Origin of the sequence: Inquilinus sp. NPDC058860 (assembly GCF_042743185.1) — a bacterium.
Lineage (GTDB): Bacteria > Pseudomonadota > Alphaproteobacteria > DSM-16000 > Inquilinaceae > Inquilinus.
Genome location: NZ_JBHYMS010000046.1, coordinates 37,954 through 62,987, shown reverse-complemented (window position 1 = coordinate 62,987; position 25,034 = coordinate 37,954). Strand labels below are relative to the sequence as shown.

At 71.0% G+C, this 25,034-nt stretch carries 25 protein-coding genes; 6 read left to right on the top strand and 19 right to left on the bottom strand.

Annotated features, from left to right (window positions below; genetic code table 11):
• Positions 1-4 precede the first annotated feature (4 nt).
• Positions 5-2,062, bottom strand: a complete 2,058-nt coding sequence (locus ACFW16_RS26240) for an FUSC family protein (protein ID WP_380310643.1) — start codon at positions 2,060-2,062, stop codon at positions 5-7.
• 232 nt (positions 2,063-2,294) lie between these two features.
• Between ACFW16_RS26240 and ACFW16_RS26235 the strand changes: the two genes are divergently transcribed.
• Positions 2,295-3,305 (top strand): aldo/keto reductase, encoded by a 1,011-nt coding sequence (locus tag ACFW16_RS26235; RefSeq protein ID WP_380310641.1) that lies wholly within the window; start codon positions 2,295-2,297, stop codon positions 3,303-3,305.
• Positions 3,306-3,438: 133 nt separating this feature from the next.
• Here the strand turns inward: ACFW16_RS26235 and ACFW16_RS26230 are convergent, their stop codons facing one another.
• The 3 genes from ACFW16_RS26230 to ACFW16_RS26220 all read right to left on the bottom strand — a co-directional run bounded on the left by ACFW16_RS26230 (position 3,439) and on the right by ACFW16_RS26220 (position 6,165).
• The gene (locus ACFW16_RS26230; RefSeq protein ID WP_380310639.1) at positions 3,439-5,148 is read right to left on the bottom strand and encodes an AMP-binding protein; all 1,710 of its coding nucleotides are present in this window, start codon (positions 5,146-5,148) and stop codon (positions 3,439-3,441) included.
• Between the two features lie 58 nt (positions 5,149-5,206).
• The gene (locus tag ACFW16_RS26225; RefSeq protein ID WP_380310638.1) at positions 5,207-5,494 is read right to left on the bottom strand and encodes a hypothetical protein; all 288 of its coding nucleotides are present in this window, start codon (positions 5,492-5,494) and stop codon (positions 5,207-5,209) included.
• 212 nt (positions 5,495-5,706) lie between these two features.
• Positions 5,707-6,165 (bottom strand): VOC family protein, encoded by a 459-nt coding sequence (locus ACFW16_RS26220; RefSeq protein ID WP_380310635.1) that lies wholly within the window; start codon positions 6,163-6,165, stop codon positions 5,707-5,709.
• Between the two features lie 304 nt (positions 6,166-6,469).
• Here ACFW16_RS26220 and ACFW16_RS26215 point away from each other — a divergent pair, with 304 nt between their 5' ends.
• The 3 genes from ACFW16_RS26215 to ACFW16_RS26205 all read left to right on the top strand — a co-directional run bounded on the left by ACFW16_RS26215 (position 6,470) and on the right by ACFW16_RS26205 (position 10,057).
• Positions 6,470-6,748, top strand: a complete 279-nt coding sequence (locus ACFW16_RS26215; RefSeq protein WP_380310633.1) for a hypothetical protein — start codon at positions 6,470-6,472, stop codon at positions 6,746-6,748.
• 73 nt (positions 6,749-6,821) lie between these two features.
• Positions 6,822-7,883, top strand: coding sequence for a glycosyltransferase family 4 protein (locus ACFW16_RS26210; protein ID WP_380310631.1), 1,062 nt, complete (start codon positions 6,822-6,824; stop codon positions 7,881-7,883).
• Complete coding sequence (locus tag ACFW16_RS26205) at positions 7,880-10,057, top strand: glycogen debranching N-terminal domain-containing protein (protein WP_380310629.1); 2,178 nt, start codon at positions 7,880-7,882, stop codon at positions 10,055-10,057. Before ACFW16_RS26210 ends, ACFW16_RS26205 begins: the two co-directional genes overlap by 4 nt.
• Before the next feature lie 38 nt (positions 10,058-10,095).
• Here ACFW16_RS26205 and ACFW16_RS26200 read toward each other — a convergent pair whose 3' ends face one another.
• The 7 genes from ACFW16_RS26200 to ACFW16_RS26170 form a co-directional block, all read right to left on the bottom strand.
• On the bottom strand, positions 10,096-10,797 hold the full coding sequence (locus ACFW16_RS26200; RefSeq protein WP_380310627.1) for a transporter substrate-binding domain-containing protein: 702 nt from the start codon (positions 10,795-10,797) through the stop codon (positions 10,096-10,098).
• A gap of 155 nt (positions 10,798-10,952) precedes the next feature.
• Positions 10,953-11,681 carry an amino acid ABC transporter ATP-binding protein gene (locus tag ACFW16_RS26195; RefSeq protein WP_380310625.1) on the bottom strand — a complete coding sequence of 243 codons (729 nt, stop codon included), beginning with the start codon at positions 11,679-11,681 and terminating at the stop codon, positions 10,953-10,955.
• Between the two features lie 34 nt (positions 11,682-11,715).
• Positions 11,716-12,387 carry an amino acid ABC transporter permease gene (locus tag ACFW16_RS26190; protein WP_380310623.1) on the bottom strand — a complete coding sequence of 224 codons (672 nt, stop codon included), beginning with the start codon at positions 12,385-12,387 and terminating at the stop codon, positions 11,716-11,718.
• Positions 12,388-12,401: 14 nt separating this feature from the next.
• The gene (locus ACFW16_RS26185) at positions 12,402-13,085 is read right to left on the bottom strand and encodes an amino acid ABC transporter permease (protein WP_380310621.1); all 684 of its coding nucleotides are present in this window, start codon (positions 13,083-13,085) and stop codon (positions 12,402-12,404) included.
• Positions 13,086-13,096: 11 nt separating this feature from the next.
• Positions 13,097-14,002 (bottom strand): NAD(P)-dependent oxidoreductase, encoded by a 906-nt coding sequence (locus tag ACFW16_RS26180; RefSeq protein ID WP_380310619.1) that lies wholly within the window; start codon positions 14,000-14,002, stop codon positions 13,097-13,099.
• 3 nt (positions 14,003-14,005) lie between these two features.
• Positions 14,006-14,443, bottom strand: coding sequence for a ribose 5-phosphate isomerase B (gene rpiB, locus ACFW16_RS26175; RefSeq protein WP_380310648.1), 438 nt, complete (start codon positions 14,441-14,443; stop codon positions 14,006-14,008).
• Between the two features lie 35 nt (positions 14,444-14,478).
• On the bottom strand, positions 14,479-15,222 hold the full coding sequence (locus ACFW16_RS26170; RefSeq protein ID WP_380310617.1) for a FadR/GntR family transcriptional regulator: 744 nt from the start codon (positions 15,220-15,222) through the stop codon (positions 14,479-14,481).
• A 202-nt stretch (positions 15,223-15,424) separates the two neighbouring features.
• Between ACFW16_RS26170 and ACFW16_RS26165 the strand changes: the two genes are divergently transcribed.
• The gene (locus tag ACFW16_RS26165) at positions 15,425-16,426 is read left to right on the top strand and encodes an amidoligase family protein (RefSeq protein ID WP_380310615.1); all 1,002 of its coding nucleotides are present in this window, start codon (positions 15,425-15,427) and stop codon (positions 16,424-16,426) included.
• Here the strand turns inward: ACFW16_RS26165 and ACFW16_RS26160 are convergent.
• The 7 genes from ACFW16_RS26160 to ACFW16_RS26130 form a co-directional block, all read right to left on the bottom strand.
• Complete coding sequence (locus ACFW16_RS26160) at positions 16,399-17,289, bottom strand: glycine betaine ABC transporter substrate-binding protein (protein WP_380310613.1); 891 nt, start codon at positions 17,287-17,289, stop codon at positions 16,399-16,401. The two genes, ACFW16_RS26165 and ACFW16_RS26160, sit on opposite strands and share 28 nt — an antisense overlap.
• 26 nt (positions 17,290-17,315) lie before the next feature.
• Complete coding sequence (locus tag ACFW16_RS26155) at positions 17,316-18,098, bottom strand: ABC transporter permease (RefSeq protein ID WP_380310610.1); 783 nt, start codon at positions 18,096-18,098, stop codon at positions 17,316-17,318.
• Complete coding sequence (locus tag ACFW16_RS26150; RefSeq protein ID WP_380310608.1) at positions 18,095-19,216, bottom strand: ABC transporter ATP-binding protein; 1,122 nt, start codon at positions 19,214-19,216, stop codon at positions 18,095-18,097. Before ACFW16_RS26150 ends, ACFW16_RS26155 begins: the two co-directional genes overlap by 4 nt.
• A complete protein-coding gene (locus tag ACFW16_RS26145; RefSeq protein WP_380310606.1) occupies positions 19,213-19,875 on the bottom strand; it encodes an ABC transporter permease in 663 nt (220 codons plus the stop codon). The genes ACFW16_RS26150 and ACFW16_RS26145 overlap by 4 nt, the downstream gene beginning before the upstream one ends.
• 29 nt (positions 19,876-19,904) lie before the next feature.
• Positions 19,905-20,588 (bottom strand): isochorismatase family protein, encoded by a 684-nt coding sequence (locus tag ACFW16_RS26140; RefSeq protein ID WP_380310604.1) that lies wholly within the window; start codon positions 20,586-20,588, stop codon positions 19,905-19,907.
• Positions 20,588-21,892 carry a M24 family metallopeptidase gene (locus ACFW16_RS26135; protein ID WP_380310602.1) on the bottom strand — a complete coding sequence of 435 codons (1,305 nt, stop codon included), beginning with the start codon at positions 21,890-21,892 and terminating at the stop codon, positions 20,588-20,590. The genes ACFW16_RS26140 and ACFW16_RS26135 overlap by 1 nt, the downstream gene beginning before the upstream one ends.
• 108 nt (positions 21,893-22,000) lie before the next feature.
• A complete protein-coding gene (locus ACFW16_RS26130; RefSeq protein ID WP_380310600.1) occupies positions 22,001-22,981 on the bottom strand; it encodes a GlxA family transcriptional regulator in 981 nt (326 codons plus the stop codon).
• Between the two features lie 92 nt (positions 22,982-23,073).
• On the opposite strand from ACFW16_RS26130, the gene ACFW16_RS26125 reads away from it, so the two are divergent.
• On the top strand, positions 23,074-23,922 hold the full coding sequence (locus tag ACFW16_RS26125) for an alpha/beta hydrolase (protein ID WP_380310598.1): 849 nt from the start codon (positions 23,074-23,076) through the stop codon (positions 23,920-23,922).
• Here the strand turns inward: ACFW16_RS26125 and ACFW16_RS26120 are convergent.
• Entirely contained in the window at positions 23,897-24,904 is a 1,008-nt protein-coding gene (locus ACFW16_RS26120) for a LacI family DNA-binding transcriptional regulator (protein WP_380310596.1), read from the bottom strand. The genes ACFW16_RS26125 and ACFW16_RS26120 overlap by 26 nt on opposite strands.
• Positions 24,905-25,034 lie beyond the last annotated feature (130 nt).

Sequence of the window (25,034 nt, the reverse complement as noted above, 5' to 3'; positions counted from 1 at the left end):
CCCCCTAACCCCCTCCCGCGAGGGGAGGGGGGACTCGTTTGTGTTCCGTCGGCACCAGATGCTCCGCGGCTGCCTGCAGCAGCAGGACCTCCTGCAGCAGGCGTGACCGTTCTGGATCCTCGCGCGCCCCGTCCGGCGGCGGCGCGGCGGCGGGCAGGGCGGTGCCGCGGCGGAGCGCTTCGGCCAAAGCCGCGGTCTCGGCGCCGATCCATTGCCCGAACGCCGCATCCCCGGCCCGCGCGTCCGGGCGGTGCAGCCAGGCGGCAGCGGCAGCGCCGGCCAGCTGGCGTGCCAGGATGACGATGCTCAGCGCCGCATCCAGCGCGTCGCGCTGCCACCAGGCCTCCAGCAGGGTGCGGCCGTGCGCCGCCTCGGCATTGCCGCTGGCCAGGCCGGCGGCGCGCCGCGCTTCCTCGATCGCCGCCTCGTCGCGGTCCGGCGCGAAGGCCAGGGCGGCGTAGCGGCCGTTGGCCTCGATCGCCGCGGCCAGGGCCGGCCGCAGCTGCCGGCCCTCGCGGCTCGGCCACAGCAGCAGGCCGCCGAGCACGCCGATGGCGCTGCCCAGCACGTTGTAGAGGGCGCGCATCCAGGCCAGGGCAGGCTCGCTCGACCCCGGCTGCGACAGCTCGATCACCAGCACGAACAGCGGGGTCAGGAAGAAGACGAACAGGCCGTAATTGACCGAGCGCACCGCCATGGTCGCGATCGCCAGCGGGAACACCGCGGCGGTCAAAGCGAGGGGGGTGTGCAGCACGAGGCCGAGCAACGCGGCCAGTGCGCCGCCGAGCACGCTGCCGACCGCCCGCTCCAGCGCCCGCGGCCAGGTCGTCGCCACCGAGGGCTGCAGCACCAGCACCACCGCCATCGCCATCCAATAGGCATAGGGCAGGCCGAGGATGTGGCTGAGCATCACCGCCCCGGCGGTGGCGACGGCGCAGCGCAGGGCGTGACGCAGCACCTCCGACCGCCAGCTCAGTTGTGCCCGCAGCGGGGCGAGCCAGGACCGTCTGGCCGCGGCAGGCCGGGCCTGGACCTCCGGCGTCTCGCCGGCCGAGCGCAGCTGGTCGACGATGGCGCGCAGCCCGGCCGCGACCGGCCCGCCGTCCAGCGTCCCGATCAGCCCGTCCAGCCGGTCCAGCGACCGCCGCCACGGGGCGCTGTCCTCGCGCCCGGCCGCGAAGGCATGGGCCTGGCGGTACAGCACCATCGCCAGGCGGCGCAGCGCCAGCCGCTCCTGCGGCCCGGAGCCGGACGCGTGCTGGCGCAGGTCGCTCAGCGCGATCAGCCGGGCGAAGACCCGCTCGGCCCGGTCCAGCGCCAGCAGCAACCGCTCCAACGGCGCGGCCAGGCCGCGGCCGCGCAGGGTGCGGTCCAGGGTCGCCCGGCCGGTCTCGATCGCGCTGCGCACGGCGTGGCGGTAGCGCTGCGCGTGCAGCACCCAGTCGCGCGGGGCGGCGCCGGCGTCGAGCCGGGCGAGCCCGGCGGTCATGGCAGCAAGGCTGCGATAGACGGTGGCGATGCCCTCCCGCGCCGGCCGGAAGGGGTGGATGCGCCAGATCGACAGGGCCAGCAGCATGGCCCAGGCGCAGCCGCCGAGATAGGCGGCGGCGAACTCGGCCAGCGCCGCCGGGGTGGGGGTGTGATGGTCGACCGCGACGACGCAGGCCACCACCGCCAGCGTGCCGATCTGCCGCGCGGCGGCGCCGTAGACCCGAACCGCGCTGCCGACCAGGGCGCAGAGGAACACGACCGCCGTGGCCCAGGGCCAGCCCTGGGCGGCGGCCGCGGCGCCGGCCACGGCGAAGGCGCCGGACAGGAGCGTGAAGCCGGCCAGGGCCCGCACCCGGTCGCGATTCGGCCCGCCGGGATCGGCCAGGCAGGTCCAGAACGCGGCGATGGCGGCCCAGGCCAGGATCGGCGCGTGCAGCAGGCTGCCGATGGCGACGACGACGGCGCAGGAGGCGGCGGCGCGCAGGCCTTCGCCGAGGCTGAGGCTGCGCGGCGAGACGGCGATGGCGGCGCGGATCAGCGAAGGGCGCGGGGCGGCCGCGGCGCGGCTCATCCGCGGCGCTGCCTGGGGGCCGGAGCCCGGGGAAGGGTGCTCATCGCTGTCTCCATGTCGGCCGCGGGCCGCCCTTCTGGTGTTCCTCCCCTGTCTCGCCGAAGCAGGATAGCCTGTCCACCGATCGATCGGCTGCGGCGCGAGGGCACGGCTGCCCTGCGATCGACGGGCAGCGCGGGGGCGCCGTTCCGGGCCATGATCCCGGCCTCGCGCAGGCGAAAGGAGAGGGCTGATGGACTACCGCAGACTCGGGCGCAGCGGGCTGAAGGTGTCGCCGCTGTGCCTCGGCACCATGATGTTCGGCGGCCCGACCGACGAGCCGACCGCGACCCGCATCATCGACCAGGCGCGGGAGGCGGGGATCAACTTCATCGACACCGCCGACGTCTACACCGGCGGCCGGTCGGAGGAGATCGTCGGCCGCGCCATCGCCACCCACCGATCCTGGTGGGTGCTGGCGACCAAGCTGGCGAACCCGACCGGCGACGGCCCGAACGACCGCGGCCTGTCGCGCCGCCGCGCCTTCCTGGCGGTGGAGGACAGCCTGCGCCGCCTGGGCACCGACACGGTCGACATCCTGTACCTGCACAAGGAGGACCCGGCGACGCCGCCGGAGGAGACGGTGTCGGCGCTGGCCGACCTGATCCGCCAGGGCAAGATCCGGTATTTCGGCGTGTCCAACCACCGCTCCTGGCGGGTGGCGGAGATCTGCAGGCTGTGCGACCAGGCCGGGATCGAGCGGCCGGTGGTCAGCCAGCCCTACTACAACCTCCTGAACCGGATGCCGGAGGCCGAGCACCTGCCGGCCTGCGCCCATTTCGGGCTCGGCGTGGTGCCGTACAGCCCGCTGGCCCGCGGGGTGCTGACCGGCAAGTACAAGCCGGACACGGCGCCGGAGGAGGGCAGCCGCGCCGGCCGCCAGGACAAGCGCATGCTGGAGACGGAGTGGCGGCCGGAGAGCCTGGCGATCGCCGCCGAGCTGGCGGAGCACGCGCGGGGACAGGGCATCACGCCCGGTCAGTTCGCCGTCGCCTGGCTGCTCAACAACCGCATCGTCACCGCCCCGATCGCCGGCCCGCGGACCGAGGAGCAGTGGGCCGACTATCTCGGCGCGCTGGACTATGCCTTCACGGCGGAGGACGAGGCGCTGGTGAACCGGCTGGTCGTCACCGGCCACCCGTCGAGCCCGGGCTACAACGACCCGGCCTATCCGATCGAGGGCCGGGTGCCGCGGGTGGGGTAGGGAGAAGGGGCTCGGCCTCTTTGTACTGTCATCCTCGGGCTTGACCCGAGGATCCAGGGGCGGCCGGAGCGGTTCTTGGTGGCCCCTGGATTGCCGGGTCAAGCCCGGCAATGACAAAAAGAGAGATGTTTTCCTACGCCGTCTCCGCCGCCTTGATCCCCAGCTCCTCCTCCATCGCCTGGCGCATGCGGAACTTCTGGATCTTGCCGGTCACGGTCATCGGGAAGGCGTCGACGAAGCGGATGTAGCGCGGGATCTTCTGGTGCGCGATCTGGCCGTCGCAGAAGCCGCGCACCTCCTCGGCCGTGAGGGCCTCGCCCTCGCGGATCCGGACCCAGGCGCACAGCTCCTCGCCGTATTTCGGGTCGGGCACGCCGAACACCTGCACGTCCTGGATCTTCGGGTGGCGGTACAGGAACTCCTCGACCTCGCGCGGATAGACGTTCTCGCCGCCGCGGATCACCAGGTCCTTGATCCGGCCGACGATGTTGCAGAAGCCCTCGGCGTCGAGCACCGCCAGGTCGCCGGAATGCATCCAGCCGGCGGAATCCACCACCTCCGCCGTCCTGTCCGGCTGGTCCCAGTAGCCGCGCATCACCGAATAGCCGCGGGTGCACAGCTCGCCGCGCTCGCCGCGCGGCACGATCCGGCCCTCGGGGTCGACGATCTTGACCTCGAGATGCGGGTGGACCCGGCCGACGGTGGAGACGCGCCGCTCCAGCGGGTCGTCGACCGCGCTCTGGAAGCTGACCGGGCTGGTCTCGGTCATGCCGTAGCAGATGGTGATCTCGCGGATGTTCATCTGGCCGATGACCCGCTTCATCACCTCGATCGGGCAGGGCGACCCGGCCATGATGCCGGTGCGCAGGCCGGAGAGGTCGAACTCGCCGAAGCGCGGATGGTCGAGCATGGCGATGAACATGGTCGGCACGCCGTAGAGCGCGGTGCAGCGCTCCTCCGCCGCCGTGGCCAGCGTCGCCAGCGGGTCGAAGCCTTCGCCCGGATAGACCATGGCGGCGCCGTGGGTGACGGCGGCGAGGTTGCCCATCACCATGCCGAAGCAGTGGTACAGCGGCACCGGGATGCAGATCCGGTCCTGCTCGCCCAGCGCCAGGCCGCGGCCGACGAAACAGCCGTTGTTCAGGATGTTGTGGTGGCTGAGGGTCACGCCCTTGGGCGAGCCGGTGGTGCCGCTGGTGAACTGGATGTTGGCCGGGTCGTCGAACTGCAGCGTGCCGGCCAGCTGCGCCAGCCGGTCCCGCTCCTTCTCGCCGCCGAGGCCGGCGACGCTGTCGAAGGGGATGGTGCCGGGGCTCCCCACGCCATTTGGCCCCCCGATCTGGATCACGGCGCGCAGCGCCGGCAGCTTCGCCGACCGCAGCCGGCCGGGCTCGGCCGTCGCCAGCTCCGGCGCCAGGGTGTTCAGCATGCCGAGATAGTCGCTGGTCTTGAACGCGGTGGCGGTGACCAGGGCCGAGCAGCCGACCAGGTTCAGCGCGTATTCCAGCTCGGCCAGCCGGTAGGCCGGGTTGACCGTGACCAGGATCAGCCCGGCCTTGGCGGCGGCGAACTGGGTCAGCGCCCATTCCGCCCGGTTCAAGGACCAGATGCCGATGCGGTCGCCGGGCTGCAGGCCCAGCGCCAGCAGGCCGGCGGCGAAGGCCTCGGCCCGGTCGGCGAGGTCGCGCCAGCTCCAGCGGATGCCCTGGGCCCCCTGGGCCCGGTCGATCAGCGCCGGCCGGCCGGGCCAGCGCGCGGCGGCGCGGTCCAGCGCCCGGCCGATGGTCTCGCCCAGCAGCGGCGCCTCGGCGACGCCGCTGACATAGCTCGGTTCGCTGACCATCGGCGCCTCCCGATCCGCCTCGCTGTTGGAGGCAGTGTAGCGGGCGGGCGGAAAACGGCTAGTCGATCCAGCCGCGCACGTCGTTGGCCGCCACCAGCGCCTTGTCGAAGGCGCGGAGGTCGAAGCGGCGGGCCTCGTCCTCCTCGGCGGCGGTCAGCGGGTCGGCGCGCCGCATCTCCGCCTCGGCTTCCGCATCCCGGCCCTGCCGGAGGAGGTCCGTGGCGTGCTTCCAGTTGAGCCGCTGCCGCGGGACCGGGCCCGAGCCGGTCTTCGCCCAGTCGCGCAGGCCGATGCAGAGGGAGGTGAAGAGAAGCAGGCCGGGATCGCCGTTTGCTTCCTGGCTCATGGGGACTCCAAGCGATTCTGTTCCGGAAAGACATGGCCCGGAGCCGCACGGGGGCAACCGGAGCCGCGGGCCGGACGCGCACCGGCCCCTCTGCCGCCCGGACTAGACCGGCTCCGGTCGAGCGTCAACGATTGATAGCCGCAACGCTGCCGCACGGCGTCGATGGATCGCGGCGGGAAGGGGAGGCGCGGCGGCGCCTCCCCACCTCCCGATCAGGCCGGCTGGGCCGGCGCCACCGTGACCATCCAGGACACGCCGAAGCGGTCCGCGACCATGCCGAAGCGGGACGAGAAGAAGGTCGGGGCCATCGGCATCTGCACCTGGCCGCCCTCGGCCAGGGCGGCGAAGACCTTCTCCGCCTCGGCGTCGCTGGCGGTCTCATAGGCCAGGGAGATGCCCTTGAACTCCGGCTTGCCCTGGCACATGCCGTCGGAGGCCATCACCGCCGCGCCGCCGACGGTGAAGCAGGCATGCATCACCTTTTCGGCCATGTCGGCGGTCATCGGGCCGCATCCCTCCTGGGGCGGCGCCTCCGGCTGCGGCGGGGCGTCCTTGAAGCGGAACAGCTGCTCGACCCTGGCGCCGAGGGTGCGCTGGTAGAATTCGAGCGCCTCGTCGCAGCGCCCGTCGAAAAACAGATAGGGCTTGATGGCTTGGGAACCGGATTGCATGGCGGCGTTCCTCTCCTGGATATGGGTCCCGGACCGGCGGAATGGTGCCGGCGCTGATCCAAGGACGTAGGGCGCCGACGCGATCCGACAGCCCTGATGATTTTTCGGCACCGGCCGAGCTGGCGAGAAATTCACCGGAGCTTCGGAACAAGATCGGCCCACACCGGTTGGAAAGCGCGTCGACCTCATCATGCGAGCGCGACGGCAGGCCCCCCGGCCTTCATGGTCGAGGCGGTGCCCGGCGGACGCTCGCGATCAGCATGCCCCGGTGAGCGGGGCCGCCCCTGGAAGAGAGAGGACCCGCATGACCGGTTCCGCATCATCCATCCGCGCAAGAGTGGTCGCTGCCTATCGCTCCAGCCGCGAGGCGGGGGCGGACGAGTGGACCGCGTGCGAGAAGGCGCTCGACGTGTTCCGCCGGGTTCACCCGGACGCCTCCGCGGATTTCGCCAACACCTTCGTCTCCGAGGCGCTGCGGGAGGCCTATCCGCCCGATCGCGTCGCGCGCCCGCCGGTGCCGGCCTCGGCGCCGCTCCGGCGCGCTGCGCCTCCGACCGGGATGGGCGCCGGCCCGCACTCATAGCTCTTCTGGCGGTGCGGCCGAGGGCGGGCTCTGCGGCCGGTATCGGCTACGCGCATTTTGGACAGGTTCGACGATGAAGATTGCCCAGATCGCTCCTCTCTATGAAGCGGTGCCGCCCCGGCTCTACGGCGGCACGGAACGGATCGTCGCCCACCTGTCCGACGCGCTGGCCGATCTCGGCCATGACGTCACCCTGTTCTCCAGCGCCGACGCCCACACGCGGGCCACGCTGGTGCCGGTGCGCGACCAGGCGTTCCGGCTCGACCCCAGCCCGCTCAAATCCGATTACGCCGCGCATCTGTCGATGCTGCACGAGGTCCGGCGGCGGGCCGACGAATTCGACATCATCCATTTCCATGTCGACCTGATCCATTTCCCGCTGTTCGAGGCGATCGCCCCCCGCACCGTGACCACGCTGCACGGCCGGCTGGACCTGAAGGACCTGCCGGAGGTCTATCGCCGTTGGCCGGACTATCCGCTGGTGTCGATCTCGGACTCCCAGCGCCTGCCTCTGGCCGGCGCCAACTGGGCGGCGACGGTGCATCACGGCATGGCGGAGGACCTGTTCCAGCCGACGGTCTCGCCGCGGGACGGCTATCTCGCCTTCCTCGGGCGGATCTCGCCGGAGAAGCGGCCGGACCGGGCGATCGAGATCGCCCGCCGGTCCAACCGGCGCCTGCGCATCGCCGCCAAGGTCGACGCCGCCGACCAGATCTACTTCAAGGAGACGATCGAGCCGCTGCTGTCCGATCCTCTCGTCGAGTTCATCGGCGAGATCGGCGACGACGCCAAGGCGGATTTCCTCGGCAACGCCGCCGGGCTGGTGTTTCCGATCGACTGGCCCGAGCCCTTCGGCCTGGTGATGATCGAGGCCATGGCCTGCGGCACGCCGGTGATCGCCTGGGCCTGCGGCGCGGTGCCGGAGGTGATCGACCACGGCACCACCGGCTTCATCGTCCGGTCGATGGAGGAGGCGGTGGAGGCGGTCGGGCGGCTGCCGGAGCTGGGCCGCGGCGAGATCCGCCGCACCTTCGAGCGGCGCTTCTCCAGCCGGGTGATGGCGGAGCGGTACCTCGAGCTGTACGGCCGCCTCGCCGGCGATGGCTCGCCCTCAGCCCTGCTCGCCGCCGAGTGAGCCGGCCCGAGCCCCAGCTGGTTCCGGGCGAGCCCGTTCCGGAGCTGCCGCCGCCGGACACCTCGGCCCGGCGTGTGCCGCTGCGCATGTATGCGCTGAAGCACGGCGACACCTTCCTGGTCGCCGACGCCCTCGGCAACATCGCCGGCGACGATGACGGGCTGTTCCACAACGACACCCGCATCCTGTCCCGCCTGATCGTCGTGCTCGGCGGCAGGCTGCCGTCTTTGCTCGGCGCCGGGCTGAGCCAGGACAACGCCGTCTTCACCACCCACTCGACCAACCGGACGCCGTCGCCGCTGGGTGACGAGGGGCTGCCGGAGGGCGCCATCCACCTGCAGCGGTCGACGCTGCTGTGGAGCGACCGGCTGCATGAGCAGGTCCGGGTCGAGAATTTCGGCCAGGCCGAGGTCCAGATCCCGATCACCATCCGCTTCGGGGCGGATTTCCGCGACATGTTCGAGGTGCGCGGCGCGACGCGGCTGCGGCGCGGGCGGCTGGCCGAGCCGAAGGTCCGCGACGATGCGGTGGTGCTGCGCTACACCGGGCTCGACAAGATCGCCCGCCAGGCGGTGATCCGGTTCTCGGAGGCGCCGAAGCGTCTCGACGGCGACACCGCGGAGTTCCTGTTCCGGCTGCCGGGCCACGGCGCCTTCGACCTGTATGTCGAGGTCGGGGTGGAGGAGGCGGGCGAGCCGCCGGGCCGGGCCCGGTTCCGCCATGCCATGGCCCAGGCCAAGCGGCGCATGCGGGCCCTGTCGCGCCATGGCACGGTCCTGCGCAGCTCCGGCCGGCTGTTCAACGACTGGATCGAGAAGTCGCGGGCCGACCTGTCGCTGCTGGTCACCGAGTTGCCGACCGGGCCCTATCCCTATGCCGGCATCCCCTGGTTCTCGACCACCTTCGGGCGCGACGCGATCATCACCGCGCTGCAGACGCTGTGGCTGAACCCGGCGCTGGCACAGGGCGTGCTGCGCTTCCTGGCATCGCGCCAGGCGCTGGAGGCGTCCGCCTTCAAGGACGCCCAGCCCGGCAAGATCATGCACGAGGCGCGCCGGGGCGAGATGGTCGCGCTCGGCGAGCTGCCCTTCGCCGAGTATTACGGCGGCGTCGACACCACGCCGCTCTTCATCATGCTGGCCGGCGCCTATGCGAGCCGGACCGGCGACCTGGCGCTGATCGACGAGCTGTGGCCGGCGCTGCTGCGTGCCGTCGGCTGGGTCGAGCGGGTGGCGGACGGGAACGACGGCGGCTTCCTCGACTATGCCCGCAGCTCGGAGAAGGGGCTGTCGAACCAGGGCTGGAAGGACAGCCACGATTCCGTCTTCCACGCCGACGGCCGCTTCCCGGACGGCCCGATCGCGCTGGTCGAGGTGCAGGGCTATGCCTTCGCCGCCCTGCGCACCATGGGCGATCTGGCGGCCCAGCGCGGGCTGGCCGACGAGGCGACGCGGTGGCGGGTGCGGGCCGAGGCGCTGCGTGTCGCGGTCGAGAGCCGGTTCTGGATGGAGGATCTGGGCTTCTACGCCCTGGCGCTGGACGGCCACGGCGATCCCTGCCGCGTCCGCGCCTCGAACGCCGGGCACCTGCTGTATTGCGGCCTGCCGGCGCCGGAGCGGGCGGCCAGCGTCGCGCGCCAGCTGCTGGACACGCCGTTCTATTCGGGCTGGGGCGTCCGCACCCTGGCCCGCGGCGAGGCCAACTTCAACCCGATGTCCTATCACAACGGCTCGGTCTGGCCGCATGACGGGGCGCTCTGCGCCGCCGGCCTGGCCCGCTACGGCGAGCGCGCCGGCGTGGTCCGGCTGCTCAGCGGCCTGTTCGAGACGGCGGTGAACTTCGACATGCGGCTGCCGGAGCTGTTCTGCGGCTTCCCGCGGGTGCGCGGCGAGGAGCCGATCGCCTATCCGGTGGCCTGCCTGCCGCAGGCCTGGGCCTCGGGCGCCGTGTTCATGACCCTGCAGGCCTGCCTCGGCCTCCGGGTCGACGGCGCCCGCAACCGCATCCGTATCGACCGGCCGCATCTGCCGATCGGCATCGAGACCCTGACGGTCGAGGCGCTGCCGGTCGGCGAGCGGCAGGTCACCCTGACCTTCCAGCGCATCGGCGACCGGGTCGTGGTGTCTCCCCAGGGCGCCCGGCCGCCGGAGGTCGACATCATCATCCGGATGTGAGGCCATCCGCCCGACCGGGACACGGCGGGGCGGCGGTCCTATTGCAGCATCGCCTCCGGCAGCGGCGAGCCGTGGTACTTCTGGTAGATGTCGTTCAGCTTGCGGTTCTTCAGGTTGGCCGACACCCATTCGTTCAGCTTCTCCATCAGCTTCGGCTCGCCCTTGCGCAGCCCGATGGCGAGGTCGAAGGTGCGGATCAGGAACTTGGGCTCGAAGGCGCGGTCGGGGCTTTTCTCCCGGATCTGGTTCACCAGCGTCGCCGAGGTGGCGACGATCTGGGCCTGGCCGGAGACGGCGGCGGTCACCATGGTCGCGTCGTCGTCGTAGCGCACCACCTGGAAGCCTTTCTCCGAGGCCAGCTTGGTCAGCTCCGTGTCCTGGGTGGTGCCGCGGGTGACGGTCACCGACTTGCCCTGCAGGTCGGCCCAGTCCTTGATCGGGGCGTCCTTCGGGGCGCCGATCACCGACTGCAGCGCGGCGTAGGGCTTGGAGAAGTCGATCACCTTCGCCCGCTCCGGCGTCACCGACAGGGTCGAGATGATGATGTCGGCCTTGCCGGTCTGCACGTTCGGGATGCGGGTGGCGCCGGTGGTCTGCACGAACTCCAGCTCCAGCCCCCAATCCTGGGCCAGGAGCTGCGCGGTCTCGACGTCGGAGCCGGTCGGCTTCATCTGGCCGTCGATCATGCCCGAGGGCGGGATGGCCAGGTCCGTCGCGATCCGGATTTTCTTGGCGGCCATGATATCATCGAGCGCGTCTGCATGTGCGGCCCCGATACCGAAAGTCAGGGCCCCGAGGCTCAGGGCGCAGGCCAGGGCGATCGCCCGGCCCCAGCGGATTGACGGCTGCATCTGCGTCTCCTCCATGTCTCTCGTTCTGGTTGGACGGCCGGGGCTCAGAGCTCGTTGGCGACGAACTGCTGCAGCTCCGGCGTTTCGGGGCGGGCCAGGATCTCGGCCGGCCCCTGCTCGTGCACCCGGCCGCGATGCATGAAGACGATCCGGTCCGCCACCCGGCGGGCGAAGCCCATCTCGTGGGTGACCATGATCATCGTCATGCCGCGCGCGGCCAGGTCCTCCATCACCTTCAGCACCTCGCCCTTCAGTTCGGGGTCGAGGGCCGAGGTGACCTCGTCGAACAGCATCACCTTGGGCTGCATCGCCAGCGACCGGGCGATGGCGGCGCGCTGCTGCTGGCCGCCCGACAGCTGCTCGGGATACGCGTCGGCCTTCTCGCCGAGGCCGACCTGGTCCAGCACGCCGCGGGCCAGGGCCCGGGCCTCGGCCCGCGGCACCTTCTTCACCGAGACCGGGGCCAGGGTGATGTTCTGCTCGATGGTCAGATGCGGGAACAGGTTGTAGCTCTGGAACACGATGCCGACGTCCAGCCGCAGCCGGCGCAGGTCGATCTCCGGGTCGCTGACCTTGTGGTCGCAGACCGTGATCTCGCCGCCGTCGATCGTCTCCAGCCGGTCGATGCAGCGCAGCGCCGTGCTCTTGCCCGACCCGCTGCGGCCGATCAGGGCCGTGACCTGGCCCTTGCCGACGGCGAAGGACACGCCGTCGAGCACGGTCAGGTCGCCGAAGCTCTTGCGCACGTCCTGCAGCGTCACCATCGCGGTCATCGCGTTCTCTCCCAGATGTCTTTTCGAGGCCCGTTCAGGCGAGGGCCGGCTTCAGCCGCGGCGCGGGACCCGTCCGGCGCTCCAGCCGCCGGCTCAGGAGCGAGATCGGGTAGCACATGGCGAAGTAGAGGACGGCGATCACCATGTAGATCGCGAAGGGCTGGAAGATGGAGTTGTTGACGATCTGCCCGGCCCGGGCGAGCTCGACGAAGCCGACCACCGAGGCCAGCGAGGTGTTCTTGATGATCTGCACCATGAAGCCGACGGTCGGCGGCGTGGCGATGCGCACGGCCTGCGGCAGGATCACCTTGAACAGGCGCTGGGCGCGGCTCAGCGCCAAGCACTCCGCCGCCTCCCATTGCGGCTTCGGCACGGCCTCCAGGCAGCCACGCCAGATCTCGCCGAGATAGGCGCTGACATAGATGGTCAGCGACACGCCGGCGGCCAGCAGCGGCGGCACCTCGATGCCGAGCGTCGGCAGGCCGAAATAGGTCAGGAACAGCAGCACCAGGAGCGGCGTGCCCTGGATCAGATGGACGTAGCCGCCGACGGCGGCGCGCAGCAGGCGGCTCGGCGCGATGCGGCCGAGGGCGACCCCGAAGCCGACCAGGCCGCCGCCGATCAGCGCCATCAGCGACAGCACCAGGGTCCAGAGCGCCCCCTGCAGCAGGAAGTCGAGATGGTTGAGGTTCAGTCCGGTCTGCATGGCGTCCTCGCGGGTCAGAGCGGCGTGCCGAGCCGGCGGCGGCGCGGGAACAGCACCAGGCCCAGCCCCCAGAAGCCGGCCCGCATGAGGAGCGAGAGGGCGATGTAGAGCAGCGCGACGACGATGTAGGTCTCGAAGGCGCGGTAGGTGTCGGACTGGATGAAGTTGGCGACCGCCGTCAGCTCCTCGGCCGAGATCTGCGAGACGACGGAGGAGGCCAGCATCAGCAGCACGAACTGGCTGGTCAAAGCGGGGTAGACCCGCTCCATCGCCGGGCGCAGCACCACGTGCCAGTAGATCTGCACCCGCGACAGGCCCAGGCACTCCCCGGCCTCGATCTGGCCCTTGTGGATGGACTCGAAGCCGGCGCGCATGATCTCGGCGGTGTAGGCGCCGACATTGATGGTCAGCGCGATCACCGCGACGGTGACGGCCGGCAGCGACAGGCCCAGGCTGGACAGGCCGAAATAGACGACGAAGATCTGCACCAGGAAGGGCGTGTTCCGGATCGCCTCGACATAGACGCCGCACAGCCGCGACAGCCAGGCCGACCGGCCGCGCCGGCCGACCGCGCACAGCGTGCCGAGCGCGAAGCCCAGTACGGTCGACGCCAGCGCCAGGCGGATGGTCAGCCAGGCGCCGTCCAGGAACATCGGCCAGCGCTCGAGCACGACGGAGAAATCGAGGGACACGCCCATCGCCGGCTCCTCTATCCGCCGCCGGGGGAGGGGGCCTGCCCGGTCATGCGGTCATAGACGCGGAACAGGGCCTGGTTGCCGTTGCCGCCCTCGCCATGGGCGCGGGCGTCGAGATACTGGCTGGTGACCAGCGCCGTGGCGGGCAGGGGCACGGCCTTGCCGAAGGCCAGCTCCTGCACCAGGCGCAGGTCCTTCAGCATCAGGTCGATGCGGAAGCCGGCGCCGGCGTCGCCTGCAATCATCGCAGGGCCCAACTTGTCCAGCATCCAGGAGGCGGCGGAGCCGCCGAGCAGCACCTCGCGCATCTGCCGCAGGTCGACGCCGCAGGCCCGGCCCAGCGCCAGCGCCTCGCAGATCGCCTGCAGGTTGATGCCGCAGATCAGCTGGTTGCACAGCTTCACGGTCTGGCCGGCGCCGCTGTCGCCGACATGGGTGATGGTGGTGCCCATGCCGCGCAGCACCGGCAAGGCGCGGTCGAAGGCGGGCCGGGCGCCGCCGGCCATGATCGTCAGGGTGGCGGCGCGGGCGCCCTGCGGCCCGCCGGAGACCGGGGCGTCCAGCAGGTCGATGCCGGCGGCGGCGAGGTCGGCATGCATCCGCCGCACCGCCTGCGGCGAGATCGTGCTCATGTCGACCACCAGCCGGCCGCGCGGCGGCGCTGCCAGCAGCCCGCCGGGGCCGTATACGACCTCCTCCACCTGCGGCGTGTCGGGCAGCATGGTGACGACGATGTCGGCGCCCTCCGCTGCCTCGGCCACGCTGGCGGTGGGGATTGCGCCCTTCGCCGCCAGCGCCTCGACCGCCGTCGGCAGCACGTCGAACGCCCGCACCGCATGGCCGGCGCGCAGCAGGTTGGCCGCCATCTCGCGGCCCATGGTGCCGAGGCCGATGAAGCCGACCGTATGGGGCTCCGCCATGGCTCAGCCCTCCCGCTCCATCTGCGCCAGCTTCTCGACCCGGCGCCTGAAATCCTCGCTGGGGTCGAACTCGGCGGCGAGATAGGCGGCGACCAGGTCGCGCGCCAGCCAGGGGCCGACGATCTGGGCGCCGACGCACATGACGTTGACGTCGTCATGCTCGACCGCCTGATGCGCCGAATGCACGTCATGGCAGACGGCGGCGCGGATGCCGCGGATCTTGTTGGCGGCGATGGCGGCGCCGACGCCGGTGCCGCAGATCATCAGTCCGCGATCGGCCGCCCTGCCGGTGACGGCGGCGCAGACCGCCCGGGCGATGTCCGGGAAGTCGACCGGGTCGGGGGTGTGGCTGCCCACATCCGTCACCGCATGGCCGAGGCCTGCGACGAAGTCGGCGATCTCTCGCTTCAGGGGAAAGCCGGCATGGTCGCAGCCGATCACGATCTTCAACACGGGTCTCCTTGTCGGGTGGGCCGTCAGCCTTGCGGTCTGGGCGTCTCGAAGGCCTTGCGGCGGTACTCGTCGCCGATCTCGAAATGGCGGCGCAGCAACTCGTCCGAGCGTTGCACGTCGCGCGCCACCAGGGCCTCGAAGATCCGGTGGTGATGGTCGATCAGGAACGACCGGATGCCCGGAACCTTCAGGATCAGCTCGCGCCGCCCGCGATGCGACCGGTGCACCAGGTCGGAGATGGCGGCGTAGACGCTGCGCAAAGTCTCGGACCTGGCGGCCTGGACGATGCCGTTGTGGAAGTCGAAATCGGCCTCGCCGCCGGCCACCGGGTCGTCGATCGTGGCCTCGATCCGCCGCAGCGCCGACCGGATGCGCTCGAAATCCGCCAGGGTGGCGCGGCGGCAGGCCAGGCGCACGGCCTGGCACTCGATCGCGATCCGCGCCTCCATCACGTCGTCGATGACATCGGACTGCTGGGCCAGGACGAAGGTGAAGAACTCGCCCAGGGTCGAGGCGTCCGGCTGGCGCACGATGGTGCCGACGCCGTGCCGGATCTCGACCGCACCCAGCATCGCCAGCGCCCGCAGCGCCTCGCGCAGCACCGGCCGGCCCACCCCCAGCAGCGCCGACAGGTCGCGCTCCGGCAGCAGCCGGTCGCCGGTCTTCAAGGCGCCGGACAGCAGCTGGTCGCGCAGGAAGGCGAAGACCTTGGCGTAGCCGCCGGGCGCGTCATCAGGATCGCGGGTGAGCTTGACGATGTCGGTCATAGTGATCTTACCGTGGTAAGACCACTTAATCGCCGAAGGAACCGGCTGTCAATCCATCCGTTTGTCCGGACCGGGGCTGTTCTGATCCGATGGAGACGCCGCAGCCCGTGCGGCGTGACACTCCATCACCTTAACCAGGGTCGTCCGGCCCCCAATATGACCTGCAGCGCCTCGCTCGAAACCAGAAGGGTCCCGCCGGCCTGTGCCGCACACCGACGCCGCCGCCTCGTTCCAGCCGCTTCCCGCCCGAGAGCCCGAGCCCCCGCGCCTGGTCGGCGTCGAGATCGAATTCATGGGCCCCGGTGCCCGGCATGCGGCGCAGGCCTTGGCCGCCGGCGTCGGGGGCGAGGTCGTCGAAGAGGACGCCCATGCCTTCGCGGTACGGGGCACCGCCCTGGGCGACCTGGCGGTCGAGCTCGATCTGCGCTTCACCCATCCGCAGCGGCACGGCAAGACCCTGCCGCTGCGGATCGGGCCGAAAGCCGCGGCCGGGCTGGGATGGCTGGTCTCCGGCGCGGTGCCGCGCGAGCTGATCGTGCCGCCGCTGCCGGTGGACCGGCTGGCGGAGGTCGATCGCGTCCTGGACGTGCTGCGCGCGGCCGGCGCCCGGGGGCGAGGCGCCACGCTGTTCGGGTCGCTGGGCCTGCATTTCAACATCGAGGCACCGGCCGCGGACCTGCGCCGGATCACGGCGGTGATGGTGGCGTTCGGGCTGATGGAATCCTGGCTGCGGAGGGAGATCGCGGCAGGGCGGCGGCGCCCGGAGCGGCACCTGCCGCCGCCCTATCCGCAGGCGTTCCTGCATCGGATCTCGGCGCCCGAGTACCGGCCGGACCAGGCCGGGCTGATCGACGACTACCTGGCCGCGAACCCGACCCGCGACCGCGGCCTCGACCTGCTGCCGCTGCTGCTGAGCCTGGACCCGTCACGGGTGCGGGCGAGGCTGCCCTATGAGAAGATCGCCGCCCGCCCGGTCTTCCACTACCGCTTGCCGCAGGCCCATCTCGGAGCCGCCGGCTGGAGCATCGCGCCGGACTGGAACCGCTGGGTGGCGGTCGAGCGGCTGGCGGCCGACGAGGAACGCCTGGCCGCCGCAGCCCACGCCTACCGCACCGAGGGCAGCGTCTGGCCCGCCGCCGATGGCCTCCCGGAGGCCGCCTTGCCGGCGGTCCCGCGTCAGAACAGGCTGTTCTCCTTGAGATAGGCCGTGGCGACCGCCTCGATCGACTTCTTCTGCACGTCCACCTCGCCGTTCAGGCGCTGCATCGTCGCGTCGTCCAGCCGGGTGGCCAGGTTTTCGAGCAGGGGCTTGATGTCGGGATGGGCGTCGAGCACGTCCTGCCGCACCACCGGCACCAGCGCATAGTTGGGGAAGAAGCCCTTGTCATCTTTCAGCAGCGTCAGGTCCATCGCGGCGATGCGGCCATCGGTCGCCGCCACCACCGACACGTCGACATCGCCATTGGCGAGGGCCGGGAACACCAGGCCGATCTCCATCGGCCGGACATTGGCGCGGCCGGCCTTGAAGTCGTAGGCCTTCTGCAGGCCCAGGAGCCCGTCCTCGCGCTTCGGGAACTCGGCCGTGGTCGCCATCACCGGATCCTTGCCGTCCTTGTAGGCGGCGGCCAGGTCGGACAGCGTCGCCATCCCGTCGGTCTTCGGATTGCCCTTGCGGATAGCCAGGGCATAGGTGTTGTTGGCCTTGGACGGGGCCAGCCACACCAGCCCCTTGGCGCCGTCGAGCTCCTTCACCTTCGCGTAGGTCTCGTCCGGCGTCAGCTTGTCGGTGACCTTGTTGAAGGTGACCAGCGAGGTGCCGGTGTATTCCCAGTACAGGTCGACCTCGCCGCTCTCGAGGGCGGCGCGGACGATGTTGGTGCCCATTCCGTCCTTCTTCTCGACCGTATAGCCCTTGCTCTCCAGCAGCTGCTTCGTCATCTCGGCCACCAGGTACTGCTCGGTGAAGTCCTTGCCGCCGATGGTCAGCCCGGCCGCGCCGGCCGCGCCGCTGCAGGCCAGAAGCGCGATCGCCGCCAGGATTGCCTGCTTCAACGTCGTCTTGATCATCGTCTTGCTCCCCGTTTGTGTGTTCTTCACCGCAAGGGATTGATCCCGCGCGGCACGAGATGGAGCTGCAGCCGGCCGACCAGGAAGTCGGTCAGCACGGCCAGCAGCGCCGTCGGGATGGCGCCGGCCAGCATCATCGGCAGGTCGTTCAGCGCGATGCCGGTGAAGATCAGCTCGCCCAGGCCGCCGGCGCCGATCAGGAAGGCCAGCGGTGCGGTGCCGACGCAGATCGACAGGGCGGTCCGGATGCCGCCGAAGATGATGAACAGCGCGTTCGGCAGCTCGACCCGCCAGAACACCTGGGCGGGGGTCATGCCCATGCCCCGCGCTGCCTCGATCAGCGGCGTCGGCACGTTGCGCAGCCCGGCATAGGTGTTGCGGACGATCGGCAGCAGCGTCGCCGCCCACAGGCCGAAGACCGACGGCACCGTGCCGATGCCGAGCACCGTCATGCACAGCGCCAGCACCGCTAGGGTCGGGATCGTGGTGCCGAGGTTGAAGACCTGCAGGATCAGCTCGGCCGAGCGGCGGAAGGCGGGGCGGGACAGCACAGCACCGGCCGGCACGCCGGTCAGGATGGCCAGCCCGCCGGCCCAGGCCACCAGCTCGATATGCTGGAGGCCGAGGAAGACGATGTCCTCCTCATAGGACAGGATCTCGGCCGGCATGTCGCTCGACAGCCACCACAGCACCGCCGCCGCGGCCAGCAGCAGCCATAGCAGCGCCGCGATGCCCGGCACCGGCAGCGGCCGCCCGCCTGCCGGCAGGGGTGCCGCACGCCCGGCCCAGGCCTTGCCGACGTCGCTCATGCCGATGCCCCCCGCGCCGACAGGCCGCGGATGATGCCTGCATAGGTCAGGGCGCCCTGGATCCGGCCCTCGGCGTCGACGCAGGGCAACAGCGGCATGTCATGCGCGAACATCAGCGACACGGCGCTACGCAGATCGGAGGTCAGCGGGATGGTGGCGCGGATCGGCTCGGCGCAGTCGCCGCAGGTGCCGCCGAGGACCGCCCCGGCCCGGCTGCCGGAGACCATGGCGCCAGGGTGTCCGTCCGCATCCAGCACCAGCACGGCCGGGCAGCCGCTGGCCTGCATCAGCTCGCGCGCCCGGCCGACCGGGTCGTCGCGCCGGACCGTGCCGGGCCGGCCCAGCGGCACATCGGCGATGCGCACCAGCCGCAGCCGCTTCAAGGTGCGGTCGGTGCCGAGGAAGGTCTCGATGAACGGGGTGGCCGGGTTGGCCAGCAGCTGGTCGGGCGTCGCGAACTGCTCCAGCCGACCGGCGCGGAAGATGGCGACGCGGTCGGCCATCTTCACCGCCTCGTCCAAATCGTGCGAGACGAAGATCACGGTCTTCCGCAGCGCCGCCTGCATGCGCAGGAACTCGTCCTGGATCGCCCCGCGGTTGATCGGGTCGATGGCGCCGAAGGGCTCGTCCATCAGCAGCACCGGCGGGTCCGCCGCCAAGGCGCGGATCACCCCGACGCGCTGCTGCTGCCCGCCGGACAGCTCCTTCGGATAGCGGTCCATGAACACCGCCGGCTCCATCGCCACCAGCTCCAGGAGCTCGGCGGCGCGGGCGCGGGATTTCTTGCGGTCCCAGCCCAGGAGGTCGGGCACGACGCAGATGTTCTCGGCGACGGTCTTGTTCGGGAACAGCCCGATCTGCTGGATGACGTAGCCGATCGACCGGCGCAGCCGGATCGGGTCGACCGCCCTGGTGTCGCGGCCGTCGATGAACACCGTGCCGCCGGTCGGCTCGATCAGGCGGTTGATCATCCGCATGGTCGTGGTCTTGCCGCAGCCCGAAGGGCCGAGCAGGACGCAGATCTCGCCGGCCGGCAGGTCGAAGCTGACCTCGTCGACCGCGACCACCGGGCCCGCCGGGGTGTCGAAGACCTTGGTCAGGCGGTCGAGCCGGATCATGCCGTCGCCCCCGTGGCCAGCCCCTTCGAGGTCAGCCGGCGCTGCACCAGCGCCAGCAGCAGGTCGACCGTGATCGCCAGCAGCGACACCGCGACCGCGCCGGTGATCAGCTGCCGCGGGTCCGACTGGCTGATGCCGCGCGAGATGAACCTGCCGAGCCCGCCGGCGCCGATATAGGCCGCGATCGCGGTGACCCCGATGTTCATCACCACCGCGGTGCGGATGCCGGCCATGATCACCGGGATCGCCAGCGGGATCTCAACCTGGCGCAGCCGCTGCGCCGGGCTCATGCCCATGCCGATGCCGGCCTCGCGCAGCGCCGGGTCGACATCGACGATGGCGGTGTAGGTGTTGCGGATGATCGGCAGCTGCGAATAGAGGATGACCGCGATCACCGCCGGGACATAGCCGATGCCGTGGCCGAGCGGCGACAGCAGCGGGATCATCAGGCCGAACAGCGCGATCGACGGCACGGTGATCATCATCGAGGCGAGGTAGAGCACCACATCCGCGGCCCGCTTCGACTGGGTGATGGCGATGCCGATCGGGACGGCGGTGACGATCGCGATCGACACCGCGACGGCGACGATCGACACGTGCTCCAGCGCCCGCGCCGCGATCACGTCCAAGTTGTCGTAGGCAAAGGTGAGCGTCTCCATCAGGCCGCGTTCCCGTGATTGCCTCGTCGTCAAAGGTCGAGATAGAGCCTCGCCGCATTGTCGTAGGTGAAGCGCAGCGGCGCCGATCCCTGCATCCGCCAGGCCTCGACCGTCTCGCCCGCCATCAGCCGGCAGGCGCCGTCGGTGTCGATCACGGCGCCGCCATAGAGGCGATTGGCCAGGTTGAGGATCGCGGTCTGGTGCATCGCCGCGCTGCCGCTGCCGCACGCGTCTTTCACCAGCGCGACGCGGAAGCCGCGCCCGACTGCATCCCGCACCGTCTCGGCGATGCAGGCCTCGGTCCACACCCCGGCCACGAACAGCCATTCGGTGCCCAGCGCCGCCAGCCGGTCGGCCAGCCTGCCCCCGGCGAAGGCGCTGGCATCCGACTTCACCAGCACGGGCTCGCCATCGGCCGGGCCGACCTCGGCGCAGATCTCCGACATCGGGTCGTTGGCGTCGCTGAAGGCGGAGGTGCCGTCCGCCATCACCGGATGGAACGGCTTCACCCGCTGCGCCGCCAGGTCGACGACATAGGCGGAGTGCAGGACCGGGATGCGGGCCGTCCGCGCCGCCCGCTGCAGCCGCTGGACGTTGCCGACCACTGCGTCGAAGCCCTCGACCAGATAGCGGCGATCCTGGCGGTGCTCCTCCTGCAGGTCGACGAACAGCGCCGCCGCCTTGCCCGGCTCGATCGAGAGGGCCGTCCGCATCACACCTCTCCGTCCAGGAAGTCGTCCTCATAGGGGAAGCGCGACAGCACCTCGGTGCCGGTCTCGGTGATCAGGATCTCGTCCTCCAGCTTCACGCCCTCGCGGCCGCCCTTCTCGCCGACATAGCTCTCGACGCTGACCACCATGCCGGGCAGCAGATGCCCCTCCCGGCCGTAGGTCTCGTAGTCCATGGCGTGGGCGATGAACGGCGTCTCGCCATGCATGCCGACGCCGTGCATGACCGAGGTGTAGCGCTGCTCGACGAAGCGGTCGGGGATCTTCCAGGCCTTCTCCGCCACCTCGCGGAACGCCATGCCCGGCCTGACGATGCCGATGTTGTGCCGGATCTGGTCATGCGCCATCCGGTACAGCATCTTCTGGTAATCGGTCGGCCGGCCCGGCCCGCAGCGGAAGGTGCGGGAGAAGTCGGAGTAGTAGCCGTAGCAGCCGATCGTGTCGGTATCGAGCGCCACCAGCTCGCCCGGCCGGACCTTGCGGCCGCCGGCCTCGCTGAACCAGGGGTTGGTGCGCTGGCCGGAGGTCAGGAGGCGGGTCTCGATGAACTCACCGCCCTGGCGGATCACCTCGTGGTACATGATGGCGAACAGCTCGTTCTCCGAGATGCCGGGCCTGATCGCCTCGCGCACCGCCGCGACCGCGGCCTCGGCCCCGGCCATCGAGGCCTGCAGGCACTTGATCTCCTCCGGCGTCTTCACGGCACGCACGGCCAGGATCTCGCCCTGGCAGTCGGTGACGGTGCAGCCGCGCTTCTCCAGCGCCAGCGCGTGCAGGTGGTTGCAGCGGTCCAGGCCGATCTTCATCGACCCGCCGCCATGGGCCCGCAGCAGCTCGGCGATCTCGTCGGCGAAGGCACCGGCGCTCTCGCCGTCGCGATTGGACACCGACGACCAGACCAGCTTGGACGGCCGCGCCTCGTCCACCGTGTCGAGCACGGTCGACACATGGTAGCTCTGCGGGTATTCGAACAGAACGACCGGCCCTGCGGCGGGCACGAAGAAGTAGCGGGTGGAGTTGCGCAGGAAGTACCCGAACATGTTGCGCGACCCGGTGGCGTAGCGCTGGTTGTACGGGTCGAACAGCACCACCGCGCCGTAGCCGGAATCGGCCATCCAGCGGCGCAGCCGGGCCAGCCGGCCCTGGCGCAGCGCATGGACGTCGACGAAGGACGGCTCGGTGTCCGACAGCCACATGCCGACGGATTCGTCCGAGGTCGCCGGATGACGCATCCGCTCGGCGAAATCGACGTCCTCGACGCTGTCGGGGTTGAACACCACGATGCTCATTCGCGTCTCCCTGTTCGGCCCAGGATGCGACGCCCGGCAGGCGGGGTTCGTGCGGGAATCCGCAAAATCAATGCGGATTTCCGCAATCCTTTCGATTGACGGACGCGGTCAGCCGCGGCGGGCGGCGCGCGGCGAGACGCCCTCCTGCTCGCGGAACGCCCGGGCGAAGCTCGACATGTCGGAAAAGCCGCAGGCCAGGGCGACGTCGCGCACCGGCAGGGTGGAGTGGGCCAGCAGGTCCGCCGCCCGGCGCAGCCGCAGCCGGCGGTAATAGGCGCCGGGGGAGGTGCCGGCGGCCGCGCGGAAGGCGCGCTCCAGCCGGTCGGCGGAGACGCCGAGGCGGCCGGCCAGCCCGGTCATCCGCAGCCGGTCCTCCACCGCTTCCTCCATGATCGCGATCGCCGACAGCACCAGCTCGTCCCGGATGCCGGTGCGCAGCCGCAGCGGCATCAGCTTGCGGTCGACGCTGGAGCGCAGCGGGCTGTGCACGAACCATTCGGCGACGCCCGCCGCCAGCTCGGCCCCGCAATCAGCGCCGATGATGTCCAGCATCATGTCCAGGCTGCCGACGCCGCCGGCCGAGGTGAAGCGCTTGCGGTCGATGACGTAGAGGTCGCGGCGCAGCTCGATCTCCGGGAAGGCCTCGGTGAAGGCCGGCTGGCTGGTCCAGTGCAGGGTGCAGGCGTGGCCGTCCAGGAGGCCGGCCCGGGCCAGGAAGAAGGCGGCGTCGGCGACCGCGCCGATCCACGCCCCGGCCCGCAGGTTGCGGCGGATCCAGGCCACTGCCTGCTCGGCCACCACATGGTCGGCGTCGCCGCCGGAGCACACCACGATGCGGTCGACCAGCGGCGCCTCCTGCACGGTCTGGACCGGCTCGATGGCGAAGCCGTTCGACGCCCGGACCTTGCCGCCGGACAGGCCGACGGCGATCCAGCGGTAGCACTCGCGCCGGGCCAGGATGTTGGCGGCGCGCAGCGGCTCGATCACCGAGCTGAAGGCCATGGTCGGGAAGCCGGGGAAGACCAGGACGGCGAAGGTGATCGGCGTGGCCGTCCCGTGTTGCGCGCGTCCGCGGGGTGGCTGAATCACGTTGCATCCCCGGCGCTGGCCGTTGCATCCCTGTCGGACAGTGTTCCGCCCGGCGACGGCGCGGTCAACGTCCCCAGTCCGGATGGCGTCGCATGAGCGTGTCATGGGCCACATCGAGTCCCGCGGAGCTGCGGGCGCACCACGCCCGGGATGCCGAGGAGCGGGCAGGGCCTCTGCCTGAGGACGTGGAGGAAACGGCGGTCGGGGAGGCAGGTGCCTTCCGCGGCGGGCTGCTGTTCACGTCGCCTGATCCGGCGCCGGGCGTCGCGATCCTCTACTTCCACGGCGGCGGCTTCGTCGCCGGAAGCCCGGCGACCCATCGCTGCGTCACGGCCCGGCTGGCGAAGCTGACCGGGATGCGGGTGCTGTCGGCGCGCTATCGCCTGGCGCCGGAGCATCCGTTCCCGGCCCAGCGCGACGACGCGGTCGCAGCCTGTGCGGCCCTCGCCGCGACGGGCGGGGGCCGGCTCGTCCTGGCCGGCGACAGCGCCGGGGCCTGCGTCGCCCTGTGGGGCCTGCAGGGGCTCGATCCGAAGCTGCATGCGCGGGTCGCCGGGCTGGCCCTGCTCTACGGCGGATACGGAGGTGTTCGAGGCGAGAGCATCGCCCGATCCGGTACGGCGGAAAACGGCCTCGATTCAGAGACGCTGTCGATCATGTACCGGCGCCTCGGTCCGATGGCGGAGAACGACCGGATCTGGCCCATCGCCTTCGCGGCCGAGGTCGCCGCGCCGGCCTATGTCCTGGCGGCGGAGCTGGATGCGGTGTTCGACGATTCCGCCTTGCTGTTCCAACACCTCGGCTCCCGCGCGGACAGCCGCTTCGCCGTGGCCGCCGGCCAGGACCACGGTTTCCTCAAGGGAGCGGGCAGGGACCCCGCCGCGCTGCGGGAGCTCGAGGCACTCGCCGGCTGGCTCAAGGGGCGCGTCGGCGCGGCATGACGCCATCATCGACCTTTCGCGGGCCGCAGGACGCGCGCTCGACGATCCGGCTCGTGATCTGCACGCGCACCGGGATGTCGGGCGGGATGCGTCCGTTGATCCGGTCGTCGAGCAGGCGCACGCAGGCGGCCCCGATCTGCTGGCCGTAGACCTTGACGGTGGTGAGCTGCGGCGAGATCTGGGTGGCGGCCGAGTAGTCGCCGAAGCCGACGACCGACGCGTCCTCGGGAATGCGGTAGCCGAGCCGCAGCAGCTCCGACATCACCGTCAGCGCCAGACCGTCATGGGCGCAGAAGAAGGCGGTCGGGCGGAAGCCTTCCGCATGCGCGGCGCGCAGGTGCTCGGTGAAGCGTATCTCCGCATCGAACTTCATCTCGCGGAACTCCACGTCGTCCTGCTTCTCCAGGACCTCCCGCACGCCGTAGAAGCGCTCGACGCGCCCGCGGTATCCGGGCGCCCCGTGGACGTAGGCGATGCGGCGGTGGCCGAGGGCCACGAGGTAGTTGGCCACGGCCGCCCCTGCCTCATGGTCCGTGCCGCCGATATGGTCGGCCTGTTCGAGCGGCTCGAGCCAGCCCTGCCGGACGATCGGCTTGCCGAGGGCATAGGCGGCGGCGAAGCTCTCGCGGCCGTGCGGACCTACGAACACGGCACCGCTGCAGGCGCGCACGATGGCCTGGATCTCCTCCGGCTCATGGGTCCAGCGCATGTTGAGGCGGTATCCCAGCCGTTGCGCCTCCGACTGGGCGCCGTTCTGGATCAGCAGGTGAAGCTCGCTGTTGATGAGATCGGCGTCGTGGAAGATCACCCCGAGCGTGAGCGGCCCCGTGTCGGGGCGGGCGTAGCCGAGCGCGGCGGCGGCCTCCTGCACGCGGCGCCGCGTCTCCTCGGACACCCCGTCCTTGCCGGACAGGGCGCGCGACACGGCGAATTTCGACAAGCCGGTGCGTTGCGCGATGGTCGCCAGCGTGACCTTGGCCATGGCCGATCCTTCTCCTCGCCTCGACCCGTTCTAACATCGCCTCATAACGCGACCTAAGTGTTTTGTACATCTGGGCCGCGGGATTGATGGTTACGCGGAAAATCGCTATAACCTGCGTTGAAAAACCGAA

What these genes read in the sequence shown, in the direction of transcription:
- ACFW16_RS26225 (WP_380310638.1), bottom strand. Translation starts at nt 5,494, where the DNA reads ATGAGCCAGGAAGCAAACGGCGATCCCGGCCTGCTTCTCTTCACCTCC.
- ACFW16_RS26220 (WP_380310635.1), bottom strand. Translation starts at nt 6,165, where the DNA reads ATGCAATCCGGTTCCCAAGCCATCAAGCCCTATCTGTTTTTCGACGGG.
- ACFW16_RS26195 (WP_380310625.1), bottom strand. Translation starts at nt 11,681, where the DNA reads ATGACCGCGATGGTGACGCTGCAGGACGTGCGCAAGAGCTTCGGCGAC.
- ACFW16_RS26185 (WP_380310621.1), bottom strand. Translation starts at nt 13,085, where the DNA reads ATGGGCGTGTCCCTCGATTTCTCCGTCGTGCTCGAGCGCTGGCCGATG.
- ACFW16_RS26170 (WP_380310617.1), bottom strand. Translation starts at nt 15,222, where the DNA reads ATGACCGACATCGTCAAGCTCACCCGCGATCCTGATGACGCGCCCGGC.
- ACFW16_RS26135 (WP_380310602.1), bottom strand. Translation starts at nt 21,892, where the DNA reads ATGAGCATCGTGGTGTTCAACCCCGACAGCGTCGAGGACGTCGATTTC.
- ACFW16_RS26235 (WP_380310641.1), top strand. Translation starts at nt 2,295, where the DNA reads ATGGACTACCGCAGACTCGGGCGCAGCGGGCTGAAGGTGTCGCCGCTG.
- ACFW16_RS26140 (WP_380310604.1), bottom strand. Translation starts at nt 20,588, where the DNA reads ATGCGGACGGCCCTCTCGATCGAGCCGGGCAAGGCGGCGGCGCTGTTC.
- ACFW16_RS26155 (WP_380310610.1), bottom strand. Translation starts at nt 18,098, where the DNA reads ATGAGCGACGTCGGCAAGGCCTGGGCCGGGCGTGCGGCACCCCTGCCG.
- ACFW16_RS26180 (WP_380310619.1), bottom strand. Translation starts at nt 14,002, where the DNA reads ATGGCGGAGCCCCATACGGTCGGCTTCATCGGCCTCGGCACCATGGGC.
- ACFW16_RS26190 (WP_380310623.1), bottom strand. Translation starts at nt 12,387, where the DNA reads ATGCAGACCGGACTGAACCTCAACCATCTCGACTTCCTGCTGCAGGGG.
- ACFW16_RS26240 (WP_380310643.1), bottom strand. Translation starts at nt 2,062, where the DNA reads ATGAGCCGCGCCGCGGCCGCCCCGCGCCCTTCGCTGATCCGCGCCGCC.
- ACFW16_RS26145 (WP_380310606.1), bottom strand. Translation starts at nt 19,875, where the DNA reads ATGGAGACGCTCACCTTTGCCTACGACAACTTGGACGTGATCGCGGCG.
- ACFW16_RS26125 (WP_380310598.1), top strand. Translation starts at nt 23,074, where the DNA reads ATGAGCGTGTCATGGGCCACATCGAGTCCCGCGGAGCTGCGGGCGCAC.
- ACFW16_RS26160 (WP_380310613.1), bottom strand. Translation starts at nt 17,289, where the DNA reads ATGATCAAGACGACGTTGAAGCAGGCAATCCTGGCGGCGATCGCGCTT.
- ACFW16_RS26120 (WP_380310596.1), bottom strand. Translation starts at nt 24,904, where the DNA reads ATGGCCAAGGTCACGCTGGCGACCATCGCGCAACGCACCGGCTTGTCG.
- ACFW16_RS26200 (WP_380310627.1), bottom strand. Translation starts at nt 10,797, where the DNA reads ATGGCCGCCAAGAAAATCCGGATCGCGACGGACCTGGCCATCCCGCCC.
- ACFW16_RS26210 (WP_380310631.1), top strand. Translation starts at nt 6,822, where the DNA reads ATGAAGATTGCCCAGATCGCTCCTCTCTATGAAGCGGTGCCGCCCCGG.
- ACFW16_RS26150 (WP_380310608.1), bottom strand. Translation starts at nt 19,216, where the DNA reads ATGATCCGGCTCGACCGCCTGACCAAGGTCTTCGACACCCCGGCGGGC.
- ACFW16_RS26215 (WP_380310633.1), top strand. Translation starts at nt 6,470, where the DNA reads ATGACCGGTTCCGCATCATCCATCCGCGCAAGAGTGGTCGCTGCCTAT.
- ACFW16_RS26230 (WP_380310639.1), bottom strand. Translation starts at nt 5,148, where the DNA reads ATGGTCAGCGAACCGAGCTATGTCAGCGGCGTCGCCGAGGCGCCGCTG.